At 52.3% G+C, this 20877-nt stretch carries 15 protein-coding genes; 11 read left to right on the plus strand and 4 right to left on the minus strand.

The window, feature by feature from the left end; all coding sequences use genetic code 11:
• The first annotated feature begins 157 nt into the window (after window positions 1-157).
• The gene (gene topA, locus HMPREF2796_RS02290) at window positions 158-2458 is read left to right on the plus strand and encodes a type I DNA topoisomerase (protein ID WP_070630641.1); all 2301 of its coding nucleotides are present in this window, start codon (window positions 158-160) and stop codon (window positions 2456-2458) included.
• Between the two features lie 236 nt (window positions 2459-2694).
• On the opposite strand, the gene HMPREF2796_RS02295 is transcribed toward topA, so the two are convergent.
• A complete protein-coding gene (locus tag HMPREF2796_RS02295; RefSeq protein WP_003824718.1) occupies window positions 2695-2931 on the minus strand; it encodes a GlsB/YeaQ/YmgE family stress response membrane protein in 237 nt (78 codons plus the stop codon).
• Between the two features lie 714 nt (window positions 2932-3645).
• Here HMPREF2796_RS02295 and HMPREF2796_RS02300 point away from each other — a divergent pair.
• The 4 genes from HMPREF2796_RS02300 (at window position 3646) to HMPREF2796_RS02315 (ending at window position 11010) form a co-directional block, all read left to right on the plus strand.
• Complete coding sequence (locus tag HMPREF2796_RS02300; RefSeq protein ID WP_070630643.1) at window positions 3646-5091, plus strand: peptide MFS transporter; 1446 nt, start codon at window positions 3646-3648, stop codon at window positions 5089-5091.
• Window positions 5092-5313: 222 nt separating this feature from the next.
• Complete coding sequence (locus tag HMPREF2796_RS02305; RefSeq protein ID WP_070630644.1) at window positions 5314-6756, plus strand: peptide MFS transporter; 1443 nt, start codon at window positions 5314-5316, stop codon at window positions 6754-6756.
• Window positions 6757-7002: 246 nt separating this feature from the next.
• On the plus strand, window positions 7003-8796 hold the full coding sequence (locus tag HMPREF2796_RS02310; RefSeq protein ID WP_070630646.1) for an aminopeptidase P family protein: 1794 nt from the start codon (window positions 7003-7005) through the stop codon (window positions 8794-8796).
• A 726-nt stretch (window positions 8797-9522) separates the two neighbouring features.
• Window positions 9523-11010, plus strand: coding sequence for a peptide MFS transporter (locus HMPREF2796_RS02315; RefSeq protein ID WP_246826827.1), 1488 nt, complete (start codon window positions 9523-9525; stop codon window positions 11008-11010).
• Here HMPREF2796_RS02315 and HMPREF2796_RS02320 read toward each other — a convergent pair.
• Window positions 11007-11234 carry a hypothetical protein gene (locus tag HMPREF2796_RS02320; protein ID WP_070630647.1) on the minus strand — a complete coding sequence of 76 codons (228 nt, stop codon included), beginning with the start codon at window positions 11232-11234 and terminating at the stop codon, window positions 11007-11009. The two genes, HMPREF2796_RS02315 and HMPREF2796_RS02320, sit on opposite strands and share 4 nt — an antisense overlap.
• Window positions 11235-11375: 141 nt before the next feature.
• Between HMPREF2796_RS02320 and HMPREF2796_RS02325 the strand changes: the two genes are divergently transcribed.
• The 6 genes from HMPREF2796_RS02325 to HMPREF2796_RS02350 all read left to right on the plus strand — a co-directional run bounded on the left by HMPREF2796_RS02325 (window position 11376) and on the right by HMPREF2796_RS02350 (window position 19469).
• A complete protein-coding gene (locus tag HMPREF2796_RS02325) occupies window positions 11376-13172 on the plus strand; it encodes an aminopeptidase P family protein (protein ID WP_070630649.1) in 1797 nt (598 codons plus the stop codon).
• Window positions 13173-13689: 517 nt separating this feature from the next.
• The gene (locus tag HMPREF2796_RS02330; protein WP_003824702.1) at window positions 13690-15852 is read left to right on the plus strand and encodes an ornithine decarboxylase; all 2163 of its coding nucleotides are present in this window, start codon (window positions 13690-13692) and stop codon (window positions 15850-15852) included.
• Window positions 15853-15980: 128 nt separating this feature from the next.
• The gene (gene potE, locus HMPREF2796_RS02335) at window positions 15981-17297 is read left to right on the plus strand and encodes a putrescine-ornithine antiporter (RefSeq protein ID WP_023887953.1); all 1317 of its coding nucleotides are present in this window, start codon (window positions 15981-15983) and stop codon (window positions 17295-17297) included.
• A gap of 219 nt (window positions 17298-17516) precedes the next feature.
• Window positions 17517-18620 (plus strand): peptide chain release factor 2, encoded by a 1104-nt coding sequence (gene prfB, locus HMPREF2796_RS02340; RefSeq protein WP_003824699.1) that lies wholly within the window; start codon window positions 17517-17519, stop codon window positions 18618-18620.
• 208 nt (window positions 18621-18828) lie between these two features.
• Window positions 18829-19140, plus strand: a complete 312-nt coding sequence (locus HMPREF2796_RS11325; protein WP_070630651.1) for a hypothetical protein — start codon at window positions 18829-18831, stop codon at window positions 19138-19140.
• Entirely contained in the window at window positions 19131-19469 is a 339-nt protein-coding gene (locus tag HMPREF2796_RS02350; protein ID WP_210385337.1) for a DUF4328 domain-containing protein, read from the plus strand. Before HMPREF2796_RS11325 ends, HMPREF2796_RS02350 begins: the two co-directional genes overlap by 10 nt.
• A gap of 127 nt (window positions 19470-19596) precedes the next feature.
• Here HMPREF2796_RS02350 and hemB read toward each other — a convergent pair whose 3' ends face one another.
• Both hemB and HMPREF2796_RS11485 read right to left on the minus strand, forming a co-directional pair.
• Complete coding sequence (gene hemB / locus HMPREF2796_RS02355) at window positions 19597-20604, minus strand: porphobilinogen synthase (protein WP_064087325.1); 1008 nt, start codon at window positions 20602-20604, stop codon at window positions 19597-19599.
• Window positions 20601-20877 (minus strand): hypothetical protein (locus tag HMPREF2796_RS11485; protein WP_210385338.1); only part of this gene is annotated, 277 nt, incomplete at its 5' end. The genes hemB and HMPREF2796_RS11485, both read right to left, overlap by 4 nt.

Consider the following 20877-nt stretch of genomic DNA (forward strand, 5'->3'; position numbering starts at 1 on the left):
CCTGAAAAATGAAGGTTTTCAGGTAGCCTTTGATTGAATACGCCGCGCTTGCACCAAGATGGATTAAGGCTACCTGAAAGCTTGCTTTTATCAGCTAAAGCACTATATTTCTTCAGCTGCAGTGTGGCCAAAAACAAAAGTATTATGCGAGGAAACTATGTCGAAAAACCTGCTGATTGTGGAATCTCCCAACAAAATCAAATCTATTAAAAAATACCTGGGCAGCGATTTTGAAGTGTTAGCCTCCTTCGGCCACGTGCGCGATTTGGTGCCGAAAAACGGCGCTGTCGATCCCGAGCAAGATTTCGCCATGAAATACGAAGTGCCGGCCAAGAGCAAAAAGCACATCGACGCCATCGTGGCCGCCGCCAAAGAAGCCGACACCCTCTATCTGGCCACCGACCCGGACCGCGAAGGCGAAGCCATTTCCTGGCATATCTACGAAATCCTCAAAACCAAACGCGGCATCAAAAATCTGGACGAGCGCACCCTGCGTGTGGTGTTCCACGAAGTCACCAAAAAAGGCGTGCAGGAAGCCCTTAAGCAGCCGCGCAAGCTCGATATGGGCTTGGTGGACGCACAACAGGCGCGCCGCGCCTTGGATTACCTGGTCGGCTTCAACCTCTCCCCGCTGTTGTGGAAAAAAATCCGGCGCGGCCTGAGCGCCGGCCGCGTGCAAAGCCCGGCCCTGCGCCTGATTTGCGAGCGCGAAAACGAAATCCGTGCCTTTGAAACGCAGGAATACTGGAGCGTGCACCTCGACAGCCACAAAGGCCGCCAAAAATTTGCCGCCAAGCTCACCCAATGGCAGGGCAGCAAACTGGAGCAGTTCTCCCTGCCCAACGAAGCCGCCCAGGCCGCCGTGTTGGCCGCCATGCAGGGCAAACCGGCGCAAGTGCTCGATGTGGTGAAGAAAAAAGCCACCCGCAAGCCTGCCGCGCCCTACACCACCTCCACCATGCAGCAAGATGCCGTGCGCAAGCTCGGCTTCACCACCGACCGCACCATGCGCACTGCCCAGCAGCTGTTTGAAGGCGTGGACGTAGGCCAAGGCTCGGTCGGCCTGATTACCTATATGCGTACCGACAGCGTAACCCTGTCGCAAGACGCGATAGCTGAAATCCGCCACTACATCGACAACAAAATCGGCGCCGATTTCCTGCCTAAATCGCCGCGCATGTACCGCACCAAATCCAAAAACGCCCAAGAGGCGCACGAAGCCATCCGCCCCACGTCGGTGTACCGCACACCTGAAAGCGTGAAGCCCTTCCTTTCCGCCGACCAATTCAAGCTCTACCAAATGATTTGGCAGCGCACCATGGCCTGCCAGATGGTGGAAGCCAAATTCGATGCCACCACCGTGGATATCGGCGTGGGCGAAGGCGTGTTCCGCGCCACCGGCCAAGTACTGGTATTTGCCGGCTTCCTGAGTGTGTATCAGGAAGGGCACGATGACGACGACGAGGATGAAGACAACAAAAAACTGCCCGAATTGGCTGTGGGCGACGCCCTGCCTGTGGACAAGCTCTACGGCGAGCAGCACTTCACCCAGCCCCCGCCCCGCTTCAACGAGGCCACGCTGGTGAAGGCTTTGGAGGAGTTCGGCATCGGCCGCCCCTCCACCTACGCCAGCATCATCAAAACCCTGAAAGACCGCGAATACGTAACCATCGACCAGCGCCGCTTCCTGCCCACCGATACCGGCGAAATCGTGAACAAATTCCTCACCGAACATTTCACCCAATACGTGGACTACGATTTCACCGCCAAGCTCGAAGACCAGCTCGACGACATTGCCAACGGCAAGCGGCAGTGGATTCCCGTGATGGACAAATTCTGGAAAGGCTTCCACAAACAGATTGAGGAAAAAGCCGGCATCGAGCGCGCCAAGATCACCACCGAAGAGTTGGACGAAACCTGCCCCAAATGCGGCCAGCACAAGCTGCAAATCAAATTCGGCAAACGCGGCCGCTTCATCGCCTGCTCCGGCTACCCCGATTGCGACTACACCCGTAATCTCAACGAAACCGCCGAAGAAGCCGCCAAGGCCGCCGAAGAGCCCACCATCGTAGAAGGGCGCGAATGTCCCAAATGCGGCGGCCAGCTGGTGTATAAAAAAGGCCGTTTCGGCAAATTCATCGGCTGCGCCAACTATCCCAAGTGCAAACACATCGAGCCCTTGGAAAAACCCAAAGACACCGGCGTGGCCTGCCCCAAATGCGGCAAAGGCAGCCTGATCGAGCGCAAGTCACGCTACGGCAAATTGTTCTACAGCTGCAACACCTACCCCGACTGCGACTACGCCACCTGGAACCCGCCCGTGGCCGAAGAATGCCCGAAATGCCACTGGCCGGTGCTCACCATCAAAACCACCAAGCGCTGGGGCGTGGAAAAGGTCTGCCCGCAGAAAGAATGCGGCTGGAAAGAGCAAATCGAACCGCCCGCCCCGAAAGGCTAAAGCAGCAAAGAAGCGAAAGGCTACCTGAAAATGAGCAATATTTTTCAGGTAGCCTTTTATTGAGCAAATAGATAAATCAAATTTAAATCAAAATAAGGAGGTGAGCTTTTAATTCTCGGGTTGAGTGAACACTATAGGTCTCAAATACAGTTACTGCACCACACCAACACAAAAAAAGCAGCCTACCAACCGCTATCGGTTGAGGCTGCTTTCGTTTGTTTGGTGAGACAGAAACCTTATTTCCGCAGGCTTGCAAAGATAGCCAAAATACCCATGGCACCCAGCGTGGAGGCAATCCAGCCTGCGGGCTGCCCGATGGCATACCAGCCCATCGTTTGCCCAACCCAGCTGGCCAACACTGAGCCACCGATGCCGAGCAGCGTGGTCATGATGATGCCCAAGCGTTGCCCGCCCGGATACAGGAATTTAGCCAAAATACCGATGATGAAGCCAATGATGATGGTGCTGATCATAGTTGGTTTTCCTCTTATGGTGTGGATAGGTGGCATACATATCAGGCAAACGGTCGGCTTTTCAAGAGAAAGGCTACCTGAAAAGTAGATAACCATCTAACGGCATGAAAACCCAAAATGTAGCAATCAAGTTCATATTGTTGGCGGTGAACACATTGGAAGTACAAGATTAGATTTATTTTGTTAGCATGGCTTTAGGTTATTATCATTTCGTGTTTACAGAAGTTTTCAAAAATGGCGTGTGCTGCCAAGACAGTCTGTGGAAGATTTGTATATAAATATGGTTAATGTAAATACATAATTTAATAAAAGAAATCTTTCATGTTCGGTCTGGTTATTTGCACGCCGTCAACCATGATATGTCGGTTCTTGTGGCATTTTTGACTTGCATCAACGAAAAAAGTTAATGTTTCTTGACGAATATTATTGCGAATATTAAGATTGCATTAACAAATTTTCCCGGTTGATGCAGCAATTGTGCTGTATTGCCCCAACTGGGATGTCAAAACATGTGCCGCTCGGCGGCAGCTTTATCACCCGACGGCGGTACTGTAACGGCAACGGCAAGTGGCCGTTGTACAGAGTATGGCCGATTCAACGAATACCGACACTGGCATTTTCATGTTGTAAGGCAAATGTTTCAGTGCTGTAACGCCAGGTAACTCGGCGGGTTGGCCGGATTTTCAAGTGAACCCTATTAAAGAGGACGCTATGATGACTACGTCGACCGAAAAAAGATTCTTCGGCCACCCGCGACAGCTGGGTACGCTGTTCTATATCGAGATGTGGGAGCGCTTTGCTTTCTACGGCGGGCAATCTCTCTTGATGATTTATCTGTATTACAAGGCTACCCAAGGCGGTGGCTTGGGCATGGAGCAATCGCTTGCCGCAGGCCTTGTGGGTGTGTACGGTGGTAGTATTTATTTGACCACCATCGTGGGCGGTTGGCTGGCCGACCGTGTGCTTGGCACCAAAAATACCCTGCTGTTGGCCACCGTTGTGATGCTTGGTGGTACCGTCCTCCTCGTATTGCTGCCCGGCTATGCCAGCTTGGTTGGCTTGCCATTCATCTCTTTGGGTAGCGGTAGTTTCAAAGCCACGGCCAGCGCCATGGTGGGTTCGCTCTATGAAGATGAATCCGAACGTGAGCTGCGCGATGCTGGGTTCTCTATTTTCTATACTGCCATCAACGTAGGTATCTTTATTGGTACGCTGCTGGTAGGTTATTTACAGCCTAAATACGGTTTCCGTGTGGCTTTTGCCGCTGCCATGGGGGGTATGGTGCTCTGCTTGATTACCCTGTTGCAAGGCCGCAGCAAATTACCGGAAACGCCGATTCCTAATCCTCTGCCTAAAGATCAACGCGGCAAAGTGGTTGGTATCGTGGCGGCTATTTTGGCTGTGATTGGCGGTGCAATCGGCTCAGGTTTGGTGAATCTGACCAACTTCTCCAGCGTGATGTTGGGCTTGGTGTGCGTGATCAGTGTTGGCTACTTCTTCGTGATGTTCGGCGACAAAAACTCCACCGAGGCCGATAAACGCCACTTGATTGCCTATGTTCCCCTGTTCGTGGTGATGTGCCTGTTCTGGGCGATGTATTTGCAGATGTATAGCGTGGTAACTGTGTATTTTGAAGAAACCGTGCCGCGTAAGTTCGGTGATTTCGAAGTGCCGATTGCTTGGTTGGTTACTTTCCAGAGCTTGAGCGTTATCGTACTGGCCAGTGCCATGGCTGCTTTGTGGACCAAAATGGGTAAACGCCAACCTTCATCCCAGATGAAATTCGCCTTGGCCGCATTGGTGGCTGGTGTAGGCTATCTGGCTTTCATCCCCTTCCTGTCTACCGGTACGCCGATGCCCATCTTCGTGTTGATGGTGGTACTGGTGTTGCTGACCGTGGCCGAGCTGCTGCTCTCGCCGATTTCCCTCTCCTTCGCCACTAAAGTTGCACCTGAGGCGTTTAAAACCCAGATGGTATCGTTCAACTTCCTAAGCTTGTCTTTGGGCTTTACCTTGGGCGGTGTGTTGGGTGACAAACTCTATACTGCCGAGACGGCCACCAGCTACTACATCATGCTGGCCGGTATGGGTATCGGTTCTGCCGTAGTACTGTTCGTAATGATGCCTATGCTCAAACGTCTGTTGCACGATGTGGACTAATGTATCAGCTAGCTTTGTGTTTAAGCGCGACCCGGGAATCTGCCTTCGGGCAGATTCCCGAAACGGCAACAATTTGCAAGGTTGTTGTGTGAAGCATGGGGTTGGTTTGCAATAAAGATGTTTTGATGTGCCGGAGTAGTATGGCCAAAAGCCCCGTGCCGCACAGATGATTTGGATGGATGTTGCTGTATTGATTAATATAAGTAATGTAAGGGCGTTAACATGAATACGTCGACCGAGAAAAAATTCTTCGGCCATCCGCATCAGCTGGGAACATTGTTCCAAGTTGAGCTGTGGGAACGGTTCTCGTTCTACAGCATGCAGGCCATTCTAGTAATTTATTTGTCTCATCAATTGAGTGAAGGCGGCTTGGCTATGCCGGAGGCGCTGGCTGTGGGCATTGTGGGTGCCTATAACGGCAGTATCTATCTTTCCACCATTATCGGCGGTTGGTTGGCCGACCGCGTGATCGGGCCTAAAAATACTTTATTCTTTGCGGTTGCCACCATGCTGGTGGGGCATATCCTGCTGGTGATGATTTCCGGTGTGGGCAGCTTGGCCGGCCTGCCGTTTATTGCCTTGGGCAGTGGTGGTGTGAAATCCGCCTGTAGTACCTTGGTGGGCTCGCTGTATGAAGACGAATCCACCCGCAATCTGCGCGATGCCGGTTTCTCCATTTTCTACACTGGTATCAATATCGGTAGTTTCTGCGGCTCGCTAGTGGCGGGCTACCTGCAATCCAATATGGGTTTCCGCATGGCATTTGCCGGTGCGGTGGTGGGTATTGCCATTGGTTTGACGCTTTTTATCAAAGGTAAGAGCAAACTGCCGGATTTGCCGCTGCCTAACCCGCTGCCCAAAGAGCAGCGTGGTAAAGCCATCGGTATGGGCGTGGCTATCTTGGCCGTTGTCGGCGGCCTGATTGCAGCCAATATCCTGCGCTTAGACAACTTCTCCAGCATTCTGCTGGGCGTGGTAAGCTGCATCAGTATCGGTTACTTCGTGATGATGATGAAGGACAAACAGGCCACCGAGGCCGACAAACGCCATATCATTGCTTATGTGCCGCTATTTCTTGCCATGTGCGTGTTCTGGGCGATTTATTCCCAAGTGTATAGTTCTGTAACCCTGTATTTCGATAAAACTGTGCCGCGCACTTTCGGCAGCTTTACTGTGCCGGTGGCTTGGCTGGTTACCTATCAGAGCTTGGTGGTGATTGTGCTGGCCAGTGCGATGGCCGCCCTGTGGACCAAAATGGGCAAACGCCAGCCCACATCCCAAATGAAATTCACTTTGGCTATGCTGGTGTTGGGCTTGGGCTACTTAGGCTTTGTGCCCTTCCTTTCCTCTGGTACGCCGATGCCGATTTTCGTCTTGATGCTGCTGTTGCTGGTGATTACCGTCTCCGAGCTGCTGCTCTCGCCGATTTCTCTCTCGTTTGCCACCAAAGTTGCGCCCAAAGCGTTTAAAACCCAAATGGTTGCGTTCAACTTCCTCACCCTTTCCCTCGGCTTTACGCTGGGCGGGGTGCTGGGCGACAAGCTGTATTCAGACGATGCCGCCACGCAATACTTCATAATTTTGGCCAGCCTAAGTATCGGCTCCTTCGTAGTGCTGCTGCTGCTGTTGCCGAAACTCAACAAACTGTTGCACGACGTAGATTAAAGCCTAGCGTTTTCAGGTAGCCTCAACAGCCTCCCAAGTGAGGCTACCTGAAAACGCCACTTCAACATAGCGAAAGCATCATGGAGCGAAGTTTCTACGGGGCGACGCTCATTCAACTGATTCAAACTTAAGTTTCCGCATTCCCGCCCGTATCCGATTGCACCCGATTGCAGGCCGGCGGGTTAGCTGCGCCTACTGTTGCAGTGGAAAATTGAAAAAATACAGATTATACAAGGAGTAATTGAAATGACCGCATCTTATGCCCAACGCTTGGCTGCCTTGCGCACCGCCATGAAAGCAAAAAACATCGACGCCTGGATTATCCCCACCGCCGACCCGCATCTTTCCGAATATCTGCCAGCCCGCTGGGAAGGCCGCTACTGGCTTACCGGCTTCGGCGGCACCGCCGGCACGCTGATTACCACCACCGATATTTCCGAATTGTGGGTGGACGGCCGCTATTGGGAGCACGCAGAAGACTGCCTAGCTGGCACCGGCACCGTACTGGGCAAACTCGTTACCGGTACGCCCCATGTGGATTCCCTGATTAAAAACCTGAAATCCGGTGCCGTGGTCGGCATTGCCCCCGATGTATTGTCGCTGAGCGAAAAACACTATTTGGAAAGCCAGCTGGGCAAAGCAGGAATCAGCCTGCGCCACGACATCGATTTGCTGGACGACATCTGGACCGACCGCCCCGACGCATCCGATAAACCCGTATTCGCCCAGAAAGCCCAGTTTGTGCCCGAAAGCACTGCCCAGAAAATCGAACGCATCCGCCAAGCCATGCAGGCAGCCGGTGCCGACCACCATCTGGTATCCGGCCTGGACGATATCGCTTGGATTACCAACCTGCGCGGCAGCGACGTGCCATACGACCCGATTTTCCTATCTTATCTGCTGATTAGCAGCAAAGAAGCCACCCTGTTTGTGGACGAGGCCAAGCTCGATGCCGACAGCAAAAAAGTATTGGCCGATGCCCATGTGGCCGTTGCCCCTTATGCCGACGTGGGCAAAGCCGTGGCCAAACTTTCAGGTAGCCTCCTCATCAACCCCGATCGCACCGCCGTATCCACTCTCGGCAACCTGCCCGCCGGCGTAAAACTGATTGAAGGCCTCAACCCCAGCACCGAATTCAAAGCCTGCAAGAGCGATGCCGAAATCGAGCACAACATCGAAGCCATGGTGCAAGACGGCGTGGCTTTGTGCGGCTTCTTTGCCGAACTCGAGCAAAAACTGGCTGCCGGCGAACGCATCAGCGAGCTAGATATTGACGATATGCAGCTCAAACACCGCCAGCAACAGCCCAACTTCGTCGGCCTCTGCTTCGGCACCCATGCCGGTTTCAACGCCAACGGCTCCTTGCCGCACTACATCGCCACCAAGGAGAAATTCAGCTATATCGAAGGCCAAGGCCTGCTCTTAGTGGACTCCGGCGCGCACTACCACAACGGCACCACCGACATCACCCGCATGGTGTGCGTGGGCGAGCCCACCCCCGAGCAACAACGCGACTACACCCTCGTGCTCAAAGCCCACATCGCCCTCGAACAGGCCATCTTCCCCGAAAACCTCAGCGGCGTGCTGCTCGACGTGATTACCCGCGCCCCCATGTGGCGCACCATGCGCGACTACAACCACGGCACCGGCCACGGTGTGGGCTACTTCCTCAACGTGCACCAAGGCCCGCAGATTATTTCCTACTTCAAGCCCGTGAACGGCCAAAACGTGATGAAAGCCGGTATGCTCACCTCAGACGAGCCCGGCCTCTACCGTCCGGGCAAATGGGGCATCCGCATTGAAAACCTGCTGGTTACCCGCAAAGTGAAAAACCCAGAAGAAACCCAGTTCGGCAGCTATTTGTGCATGGAACCGATCACCTTCTGCCCGATCGACACCAAACTCATCGACCGCAGCCTGATGACCGAAGACGAAATCCAATGGCTGAATGACTACCACGCCCTCGTGCGCGAAAAACTCGCCCCACGCACCCAAGGCGCGGCCAGGGAATGGCTGGAAAGAAATACCCGGCCGATTTAATCGGTTGGCTTATTGGGTAAATCAGCTAAGTTGAAATAGTTGGCGCAAGAAAGGCTACTTGAAAGTTTTCAGGTAGCCTTTTTATTGCAGCCGGCGGGGATGAAACAGGCCGCTACACAGCTTGCCGCGAAAGGCCGGATAATAGTTTGCCACTGTGGGCTTGGTGTCCGCCCGCAACTATGCCAAAGGCTACCTGAAAATTGGGCCGTGCCGCCCCAATCGGTTTGGACGCAGCAACGCGGCTTCGCCATTTTTCCAACGGGGTAGGGCGGTATCACCATACTGCCGAATGAGGCTACCTGAAAACCCCAACGCACATTTTCAGGTAGCCTTTACCGCTATATAAGAACGAGAAAATCACTAGGCCGCACACTCTATCCGGTTTGCCCGAAAATCCCCGAAAGGCACGGTATTCGGCGCTTGTAAAGCATTTCGGTTTGGCGGCCGGGAAAATAAATGTTGGGAAATGCAAATTTATGCTTGCACGCAGGCGCAGTGCATACTAATATTTGTCGCACCAAGTCCCCCTTTGTGCAAGAGAAAACGGATGCGGCTTTCATTTGGATACCGCCCGTATTTTTCTGCCAAAGGAGGAATTATTTTTTTGTTGCAACAGCGCCGCTTGGCCGGAAGCAGGCTTGCCATGGTTGGATGGGCGCAACGCAGCATTTTTCAGGTAGCCTGCATACAGGCATAGAAAAACGGATTATTAGTAAGGAACACCTTATGACTACACCAACCAATGAGCAGCTTGCCACTCCTTCCCCCGCGGGTGGAGAAGATCAAGGCAAATTTTTCGGCCACCCGCGCCAGCTGGGTACTTTATTCCACATCGAGCTGTGGGAACGTTTCTCGTTCTACGGCATGCAGGCCATCCTGCTGATTTATTTGTATTACGAGGTTTCCAAGGGTGGCTTGGGCATGGATGAAACCAAGGCTGCCGGCATCGTGGGTGCATATAACGGCAGTATCTATCTGGCCACCATCCTGAGCGGTTGGCTGTCTGACCGCATCTTGGGTGCGGAAAAAACGCTGTTTCTGTCTGGCGTGGTGGTGATGCTGGGGCACATTGTATTGTCCGCATTGCCCAATATGAGCGGTTTGGTGATCGGTCTGCTGTTGATTGCGTTAGGTAGCGGTGGGGTGAAATCTTCCGCCGGTGCGATGGTGGGATCATTGTATGAGACTGAATCTACTCGTGATTTGCGCGATGCCGGTTTTTCCATTTTCTACACTGCCATCAATATCGGCGGCTTTGTCGGCCCGCTGATTGTGGGCGTATTGCAGGTGCAATTCGGTTTCCACTACGGCTTTGGCGCTGCCGCCGTGGGCATGGCTTTTGGCTTGTGGCAATACTGGCGCGGCCGTGTTTCCCTGCCTCACACGCCGCCGTCTGACCCGCTGCCCAAACAGAAATACGGCGTTGCGTTGGGCGTGGCGGCTGCCGGGTTGGCGGTAATTGGTGGCTGTATCGCCACTGGCCTGCTGCGTTTGGATAATTTCTCGCAAATCTTGCTGGGTACCGTAATTATTACCAGCTTGCTATATTTTGTGCGCCTGTTTTGCGATTCTCAGGTTACCAAAACCGAGAAACAGCATATGCTGGCCTACGTGCCGCTGTTTATTGTGATGTGCTTGTTCTGGGCGGTATGGTCGCAGGTGTTCACGGTGGTTACCGTGTATTTCGACCAAACTTCACAGCGTGTGGTGGGCGGGTTTGAAATCCCCGTGGCTTGGCTGAGTGCTTTGCAGAGCTTGTGGGTAATTGTGTTTGCCGGCGTGATGGCGGCTTTGTGGACCAAAATGGGCTACCGTCAGCCAAGAACGCCGATGAAATTCACCATGGCCATGATCATTCTGGGCGTGTCATATCTGTGTTTCATCCCGTTTCTGTCCACCGGAAAAGTAATGCCGCTTATCATCATGGCGCTGTTGCTGCTCACCATCACTATTTCCGAATTGCTGCTTTCGCCGATTTCGCTGTCGTTTGCCACCAAAATCGCACCGCAATCGTTTAAAACGCAGATGGTGTCGTTCAATTTCCTGACCTTGTCGCTGGGTTTCACTTTGGGCGGGGTGTTGGTGGACGAGTGCTATGTGCCGGAAAAAGCTGTAGAGTTTTACGTCCTGCTCGGCGCATTGGGTATCGGCGGCGGCGTGTTGCTGATGGTGATGATGCCGATGCTGAACCGCATGTTGCGTGATGTGGATTAAGTCATTTCAAACAAATTATTTTTCTTCGCCAGCCGGGTTTGGCCGGGATGAGCCGAGAAGAATATTTGCGATGAAATAATTTTCAGGTAGCCTAAAGCTATCCAATCATGAAAACCGCTATTGGCACATGTTGCCATGGCGGTTTTCATGTTTTCTTGTTGAGTAAGATGAAGTGTGAGCTTTGCACCTGAAAAATCGTATTTGCTGCTTTGCAAGCGAGCCATTTTCAGGTAGCCTTACAACTGTCGGCGGTACTTAATATGAAAACAATAGCCGACAACCATACATACTTCAACCGGGCAAGTTTAAAGCAGCAACACCTTGCATCAGCAGCATCTTTCCAGCAACTGTCAAAGGAGTAAGCTATGAGTAATATTCACGCGCAACGTCTCGCCGCCCTGCGGCAAGCGATGAAAGAGCAGAAGATCGATGTTTGGATCGCGCCCTCCGCCGACCCGCATATTTCCGAATACCTACCCGAACATTGGCGCGGCCGCACTTGGCTGTCCGGCTTTGACGGCTCAGTTGGCACGCTGGCCGTGAGCGCCGATTTCGCTGAATTGTGGGTGGACAGCCGTTATTGGGAGCAGTCTAAGCGCCAACTCGAAGGCAGCGGCTTCGTGTTACAAAAACTGGGCCAGGGCTATCCCACTATGATTGAATCCTTGGCTGAAAGGCTACCTGAAAACTCTGTAGTCGGTATTCCGGCAGACGGTTTGTCACTCTCGCTCAAGCATGAAATGCAAGCCGATTTTGCCAAGAAGAGCATCCATCTGCGGCTTGATATTGATCTGCTCAACAGCTTCTGGCACGACCGCCCGGGCTTGCCGGAGAATCTGATTTTCGTGCATGAAGCCCGTTTCGAGCCCGAGAGCGTGTCGGAAAAACTTGCACGTGTGCGTGCTGCAATGAAAGAGCTTGGTGCTGATCACCACTTGGTTTCCTCGCTTGACGATATCGCATGGATTACTAATCTGCGCTGCAACGACGTGCCGTTCAACCCATTGTTTATCTCCTATTTGCTGATTGATGCGGAGCGAGCCACTCTGTTTGTGAATCCCGCCAAGCTCACCGATCCTTGCCGTAAAGTGTTGAGCGAAGCCAAAATCGATGTGGCGGAATACCGAAGTGTAGTGGATGCTGTGGGCAAACTCAGTGGCAGCCTCTTGGTCGATCCCGACCGCACCGCCGTTTACACTTTGGGTAAACTCCCTGCTAGTGTATGCGTTATTGAAAGCATCAACCCCAGCACTCTATTTAAAGCCTGCAAGCCTGAAGCCGAAATCGAACACACCAAAAATGCCATGGTGCGCGACGGCGTGGCTCTGTGCGGCTTCTTTGCTGAGCTAGAGCAGAAACTGGCTGCTGGCGAAACCGTTACCGAGCTGGATATTGATACCATGTTAATCGACCACCGCAGCCGTCAGGCCGATTACATTTCGCTCAGTTTCGATACCATTGCCGGCTTCAATGAAAATGCTGCCTTACCGCATTATGCTGCCACCCCCGAATACCATAGCACCATTAAAGGGCAGGGCATTCTGCTGATCGACTCCGGTGCACACTATCTGGATGGCACGACTGATATTACCCGCGTTATCCCCATCGGCAAGCCTACTGCCGAGCAGAAGCGCGACTACACTCTCGTGCTCAAGGCGCATATCGCCTTGGCTGAAGCCATATTCCCAGAAAATCTATCTGGTCAGATTTTGGATGCCATCTGCCGTGCACCGCTATGGAAAGAGCAGTGCGACTATGGGCATGGCACCGGCCACGGAGTAGGCTATTTCCTCAACGTGCACCAAGGTCCGCAGAAAATTGCCTATAACACCTCCGGCCTCAAATGCAACAACATGAAAGAAAACATGATTACCTCCAATGAGCCTGGTTTGTACCGTCCGGGCAAATGGGGCTTCCGCATTGAAAACTTGGTGGTGCATCGCCGCGTGAAACAGCCGAAGGAAACCGAATTTGGCCAATACCTGTACTTCGAGCAGCTTACCCTGTGTCCGATTGATACGCAGCTGATTGAACGCAGTATGCTGAGCGATGAAGAAGCCGCCTGGCTTAATGACTACCATGCTCTTGTGCGTGAAAAACTTGCCCCGCATACCCAAGGTGCAGCCAAAGAATGGCTGGAAAGAAATACCCAGCCCATTTGATAATATGGTTTTAATAACGCGCTAATAAAAGGCTACCTGAAATTTCAGGTAGCCTTTTTTTGCCGTTTCAGCCAGATTTTCCTTCCAAACGGGAATATTTTCTATTTAGTGTAAAGAAATTTTTACATAACTTATTTTTACAAATAATAGACTTACGGCCAATAGAGACGTTTTCTGCTGTTTTTCTAGTGAAAAACATTTGGCAGTTGTTTGGCAGTTATGCTACTATTTCGCCGCGCGGTAAGAAAAAAATTTTAAGAATTGCGCTATGTTAGCAATAGAAGAAATAGAGATGTGAACCACATTCATTTAAACACATTGGAATTCAGCAGTTTGTTACTTGGTTAATAAAAAGCAAAGTGCTAAAATTTGTTTAGATGGGATGCAGAGCCAGAAGGCCGATTCACAAAACTACACAAAAAACGCAAAACATACACTCATCACTCCAAATAAAGAGTTTTTCCCATTGCTGCCGCTGTGGTTTGGCGGTGGTGTTTTTAACATATAGGAGTTTGATATGACGTTTTTGAAAGTAGCAGCTAGCCCGTCTGTTCAACAGGGCTTCACCACTCAGTTAGACGTGGTGGACGTGCAAGGTGCCGACCTCGCAGGTATTGGTGCCGTTGTTGCCTCTACTGCTGATGCAGCCAAGGCTGTAGAGCAGGTTGAAGCCACCGGCTTCGGCATTCCGGTATTCGTTGCTCTGCAACCTGGTGAAAGCGTACCTGAAAGCCTGCTGACCCGTGTGAACGGTGTGATTCAACTGGGCCGCGGCAACGAAGAGTACTACGGCCGCCAAGTAGATACTGCCGTAAACCAATACGGTTCTAAACTCGCTCCTCCCTTCTTTGGCGCACTGAAGCAGTATGTAGGCATCGGTAACGCTCAGTTCGACTGCCCGGGACACCAAGGTGGTCAGTTCTACCGCAAACATCCTGCCGGTCGCGAATTCTACGAATTCTTCGGTGAGAACGTATTCCGCGCTGACTTGTGCAACGCCGACGTTCGCTTGGGCGACCTGCTGATTCACGAAGGTCCTGCCTGTGCAGCTCAACAACACGCTGCCAAAGTGTTCAATGCCGACAAGACCTACTTCGTTCTGAACGGTACTTCCTCTTCCAATAAAGTGGTAACCAACGCCCTGCTGGCTAAAGGCGACTTGGTATTGTTCGACCGTAACAACCACAAATCTAACACCATTGGCGCGCTGATCACTGGCGGTGCTATTCCGGTTTATCTGCAAACTACTCGTAATCCCTACGGCTTCATCGGCGGTATCGACAACGCTTGCTTCGAAGAAGCCTACATCCGCGAACAGCTGGCTAAAGTTGCTCCGGAACGTGCTAAAGAAGAACGTCCGTTCCGCTTGGCTATTATTCAGTTGGGTACTTACGACGGTACCATCTACAATGCTCGCCAAGTAGTAGACCGCATCGGTCACTTGTGCGACTACATCCTGTTCGACTCTGCTTGGGTAGGTTACGAGCAATTCATCCCGATGATGCGCGATTGCTCACCGATGCTGCTGGAACTGAACGAAAACGATCCTGGCATCTTCGTTACCCAATCCGTACACAAACAACTGGCCGGCTTCTCTCAAGCTTCTCAGATTCACAAAAAAGACAGCCACATTAAAGGCCAGAAACGCTATTGCAGCCACAAACGCTTCAACAATGCGTTCATGATTCACGCTTCTACCAGCCCGTTCTACCCGATGTTCGCTTCTCTGGACGTGAACGCTCGAGTTTTGGATGGTGAAGTAGGCCGCAACCTGTGGCGCGACTGCGTAACCGTAGGTATTGAAGCTCGTAAGATGCTGCGTGCAAGCTGCAAGCTGATCAAACCGTTTATTCCGGAAACTATCGACGGCAAACCGTGGGAATCTTACCCGACCGAGAAGATTGCCAACGACCTGCGCTTCTTCGAGTTTGAACCGGGCGCTAAATGGCACTCCTTCCCTGGCTACGGTAAAGGCCAATACTTTGTTGACCCGTGCAAATTCCTGTTGACCACTCCTGGTATCAACGTGGAAACCGGTGAATACGAAGACTTCGGTGTACCTGCTACCATTTTGGCTAACTTCCTGCGCGATAACGGTATCGTTCCGGAAAAATGCGACTTGAACTCCATTCTGTTCCTGATGACCCCGGCCGAAGACCTGGCTAAGATGGAACACTTGGTTGCTCTGATCTCTCGCTTCGAAAAACACATCGAAGCCGACAGCCCGATGAGCGAAGTGGTGCCCACTGTATACGGCCGCAACGCCGAGTACTACAAAGGCTACACCATCCGTCGCCTGTGCCAAGAAATGCACGACTTCTACAAACGCAACAACATGAAACAGTTGCAGAGCGAGATGTTCCGTGCCGACGGCTGGCCGAAACAAGCCATGCTGCCCTACGATGCACAGCAAGCCTTCATCCGCAACGAAGTGAAATTGGTTCGCTTGAGCGAAATCGCTGGTCAAATCGCTGCTGAAGGTGCTCTGCCTTATCCTCCGGGCGTACTGTGTACCATCCCGGGCGAAGTTTGGGGCGGTGCAGTGCAGAAATACTTCCTGGCTCTCGAAGAAGGCATCAACTGCTTGCCTGGTTTCGAACCCGAGCTGCAAGGTGTATATCTGCAGACCGTGGAAGACGGCAGCCGCCGTGCCTTCGGTCACGTAGTGGTTAAAGGCTAATAAGCCGTATCAGGCTACCTGAAACGGTTTCAGGTAGCCTTTGTTAGATAAATTTGATTGCGCGGCAGCGCAGGCTTTGCCGGAATATTGGCCAAACCCGCCTGCCGCATTAAGAAGGATTAAGTATTATGTCAACCTCTCAAAACAAGATGGGTGTGGTACAACTGACCATTCTCACCATGGTAAATATGATGGGCTCAGGCATCATCATGTTGCCGACCAAATTGGCTCAGGTTGGTACGATTTCTATTTTGTCATGGCTGGTTACCGCTGGCGGTTCTCTGGCCTTGGCTTATGCGTTCGCTAAGTGCGGCCGCTTTAGTAAAAACCCCGGTGGTATGGGTGGCTATGCCGAGTATGCCTTCGGTAAATCCGGCAACTTCATTGCCAACTATACCTATGCCGTTTCTCTGGTAATTGCCAACATCGCTATCGCCATCACTGCAGTGGGCTATCTTGCTCAGTTGATGGACTGGCACCTTTCTCCGCAACAAGTAACCATGTGGACCATTATCTTCGTATGGGTTACCACAGTAGCTAACTTTGGTGGTGCGTCAATTACCGGTAAGATTGGTAGCTTCACTGTGTGGGGCGTGGTGATCCCGGTGGTTGGTATCTCCATTATCGGTTGGTTCTGGTTTGATGGCGCTAAATACGCTGCTGCTTGGAACCCGCATAACTACGGTGTGTTTGAAGCTCTGCCGAAATCCATCTCAATCACTCTGTGGTCATTCCTTGGCTTGGAATCTGCTTGTGCAAACTCCGATGCTGTAGAAAACCCCGAGAAAAACGTACCGATCGCTGTATTGGGCGGTACCCTGATGACTGCGGTAATCTACATCGTTTCTACCAACGTAGTAGCCGGTATTGTAGACAATCCTGCTTTGGCTGCTTCTGATGGCCCGTTCGGTTTGGTATTTGCCCAAATCTTTAATCCGACCATCGGTAAAGTGGTAATGGGTTTGATGGTGCTGGCTTGTACTGGTTCTCTGTTGGGTTGGCAGTTCACTGTGGCTCAAGTGTTTAAATCCAGTGCTGACGAAGGCTACTTCCCGAAAGTATTCAGCTCTGTTACCAAATCTAACACTCCGCTGGTAGGTATGATCATCTTGTGCGTGGTGCAAACCCTGCTCTCCCTGATGACCATGAGCCCGAGCTTGAGCGAACAGTTCGACGTATTGGTGAACCTCGCTGTGGTAACTAACCTTGTGCCCTACGTACTGTCTATGTCTGCCTTGAATGTAATGCAGAAAGTTAGCAACGTGCCGGCAGGTGAAATGAAAGTAACCAATTTCGTTGCCCTGATTGGTAATATCTACAGCTTCTATGCTCTGTATGGTTCAGGTGCCGAAGCTATGCTCGGCGGCGGTTTGGTAACCTTCTTCGGTTGGGTAATTTACGGCCAAGTTGCTGGTAAAAAATTCGACCTGAAACAGCCGTACTAATCGGTTACAGCAAACCGGTCTGAACACAGTTTAGACAAATCTGCTAAAAGCAGCCCCCGAATTCTAAATAGAGGAGAATTCGGGGGCTGCGCTTTTTCAGGTAGCCTCATGGATTAAAGGCTACCTGAAAAATACTACCACTGCTTTTCTGGCGTTCTTCCTGAATCTGTTACAATACGCCCCCCTGAATTTAACGTATTAAACACCAAGACAATAATCATGGAAGCCGAACGCATCAACCTGCTCAACAACACCCTCGCCGACTTGGAAAAACGCAGTGGCGAAATTCGCGTGTATCTCGATTACGACGGCAAAAAAGACCGGCTGGAAGAAGTGGTCGGCCTATCCGAAGATCCTGAGCTTTGGAACGATCCAAAACGCGCCCAAGAAATCGGCAAAGAGCGCAAAGTGCTCGAAGGCATTGTGCTCACGCTCGACAACATCGCCGGCGGCATCGACGACAACCGCCTGCTCATCGATATGGCGCTGGAAGAGGGCGATGAAGACAGCTTTGCTGCGATTGAGGAAGATGTAGCCGAGCTGGAAAAACAAATGGCCGAGCTCGAATTCAAGCGTATGTTCAATCAGCCTGCCGACGTGAACAACTGCTTTATCGACATCACAGCCGGCGCCGGCGGCACCGAAGCCGAAGACTGGGCCGGCATGCTGCTGCGCATGTATGTGCGCTATGGCGAGCGCAAAGGCTTCAAAGTGGAAATCATGGAGCAGGACGACGGCGAAATTGCCGGTATCAATCGCGCCACCATCCGCTTGGAAGGCGAGTACGCCTACGGCCTGTTGCGCACCGAAACCGGCGTGCACCGCCTCGTGCGCCACTCCCCATTCGATTCCAACAACAAACGCCACACCTCCTTCGCCTCCGTGTTTGTCTATCCCGAAGTGGACGACAGCTTCGAAGTGGAAATCAACCCGGCAGACGTGCGCACCGACACCTTCCGCGCATCCGGTGCCGGCGGGCAGCACATCAACAAAACCGATTCCGCCGTGCGCATGACGCATATCCCCACCGGCATCGTGGTGCAGTCGCAAAATAGTCGATCGCAGCACGACAACCGTCGCGTGTGTGAAGAAATGCTGCGCGCCAAACTGTTTGAGCTGGAAATGCGCAAACGCAACGAAGAAAAACAGGCGCTGGAAGAAGGCAAATCAGACGTGGGCTGGGGCAGCCAAATCCGCTCCTACGTGCTCGACTCTTCCCGCATCAAAGACTTGCGCACCAGCCACGAAACCGGCAACACCAAAGCCGTGCTCGACGGCGATTTGGACGACTTTATCGAAGCCAGCCTGAAGCAGGGCGTGTGATTACCGCCTCAGCAAATTGAACGCAAAAGGCTACCTGAAAAAGATTTAGATAGGTTTCAGGTAGCCTTTACTTGCCCGGCGAAAATAGCACGATTGGCATGCGAACTGCCGAAGCCGATGGGGGAGTGGGTTTTGCAAAAGCTCAGGCTACCTGAAAAGTGTAAGCAGGATTTTCAGGTAGCCTCAACTGTTTAATCCGAAAGACAACATGATGACCAAACGACAATGCGAATATACGTTTCGCCCAGCCGACAGCCTTACCCAGCTGGTGCAGCTGCTGGCAGCCTTGGTATGTCTGAGCCAATTATTGAGCTGGCTGCTGCTGGCAGGAACAGCTTTGCCGAAAGCATTGGGTTGGCTGGAAATATCGGACGAGGTGCTTGATAGCCTGGCGGGGGTGGCGGAGTTTGGCGCTTGGGTGCTGATTGGTTTGCTGTTGTGTTCGGGTTTGGTGTTTTTATGTTGGCTGTACCGAGCGGCCTGCAATGCACGGGCTTTGGGGCACAGGGAATGCAGGTGAGCCCGGCTTGGGCGGTGAGTGGTTTTTTCGTGCCGATTATCCATCTGTCTCTGCCTTATCAGGCAGTGAAGGAAATTTGGGTAAATGGGCCGGTGGATAGTGAGCCGGACAGCATATGGCTGAGAATTTGGTGGTTCGGTTTGCTCGGTAGCATGGCATTGAGCCGGTTTGCCGATATATCGGCAGGCTGGGAAACGCAGGGCGGTGAATGGGGCATCAGACTGTTGCTGTATACACTGTCGGCTTGGCTAACGGCGGCAAGTGCTTATGCTTTGCTGCGGCTGGTGGGCGAAATCAATCGGCGGCAGAATAGACTGGCTGGGGAATAGGGTTTTCAGGTAGCCTGAGTGCATGATGGGGGCTGCCTGAAGTTTGTCTGAAGTGAGTAATTTTGCCAATAAGGCTACCTGAAAGCGGTGTACCAGTTTTCAGGTAGCCTTTAATATGGCGAGGCAGTTAGCTTTGCTGCTTCAGCTGTTTGGCTGCTTCGATGGCGTAGTAGGTGAGAATGCCGTCTGCACCGGCGCGTTTGAAGGCGAGCAGGCTTTCAAGGATGACTTTTTTGCCGTCCAGCCAGCCGTTTTGGATTGCGGCTTGGAGCATGGCGTATTCGCCGGACACTTGGTAGGCATAGGTGGGCACGCCGAATTGGTCTTTCACGCGGCGGATAACGTCAAGATAGGGCAGGCCCGGCTTCACCATCACCATATCTGCGCCTTCCTGTAGGTCGAGCGCGATTTCGTGTAAGGCTTCGTTGCTGTTGGCGGGGTCCATTTGATAAGTGCGTTTGTCGGCCTTGCCTAAGTTGGCGCTGCTGCCCACTGCATCGCGGAACGGGCCGTAGAAGGCGGAAGCATATTTGGCAGAATAGGCCATCAGCCGGGTGTGGATGTGGCCGGCATCTTCCAAGGCTTCGCGGATGGCGCCGATGCGGCCGTCCATCATGTCGGATGGGGCAATCACTTGTGCTCCGGCTTCGGCGTGGCATAGCGCTTGTTTGATCAGAACTTCCACAGTTTCATCGTTCAATACGTAGCCATTTTTATCAATCAGGCCGTCTTGTCCGTGGCTGGTGTAGGGATCGAGCGCCACATCAGTCATCACGCCCAGCTCCGGGAAGCGCTCGCGCAAGGCGCGCACGGTGCGTGGTACGATACCTTTCGGGTTGTAGGCTTCGCTGGCGGTCAAATCTTTGTGTGGCACGGAAGCAGGAAATAAGGCCAGCATCGGGATGCCCAGTTCGCAAGCTTGCTCAGCGTGGCGCAGCAGATTATCCAAGGTTTGCCGCTCAATGCCGGGCATGGAAGGGATGGGTTCGTTTCCGGAACCTTGCTCCAACACGAATACGGGGTAGATTAAATCATCAACGCTGAGGGTATGCTCACGCATGAGGCGGCGGGAAAAGTCATCTCTACGCATCCGGCGCGGGCGGATGAAGGGAACTTGGCGGAATGGGAAATTCATACTGAAAACCTATCGAAAGTTTTAACGGCGTATATTTTACGCTGCTTAGCAGGGAAATGGGTGAGTAAGATAGGTGGTAGAGATGTTGCGCAATTTTCTGCTAATGAAATTCTGTTTTGTGTTAGAGGCTTAATCTTATTTGTTGGATATTTTGTTTTTAGGTATTTGACAAAGTTTTTTTTGAGGCGTATAGTTCGCATCTTCGCTGTCCCGCATGGCGCAATTTGTTTGTCGCCGGTTTGGTTCAGCAGCTCTTTAACAATCAGATTACCG

Origin of the sequence: Eikenella sp. HMSC071B05 (genome assembly GCF_001811325.1) — a bacterium.
GTDB classification, from domain to species: Bacteria; Pseudomonadota; Gammaproteobacteria; order Burkholderiales; family Neisseriaceae; genus Eikenella; species Eikenella corrodens.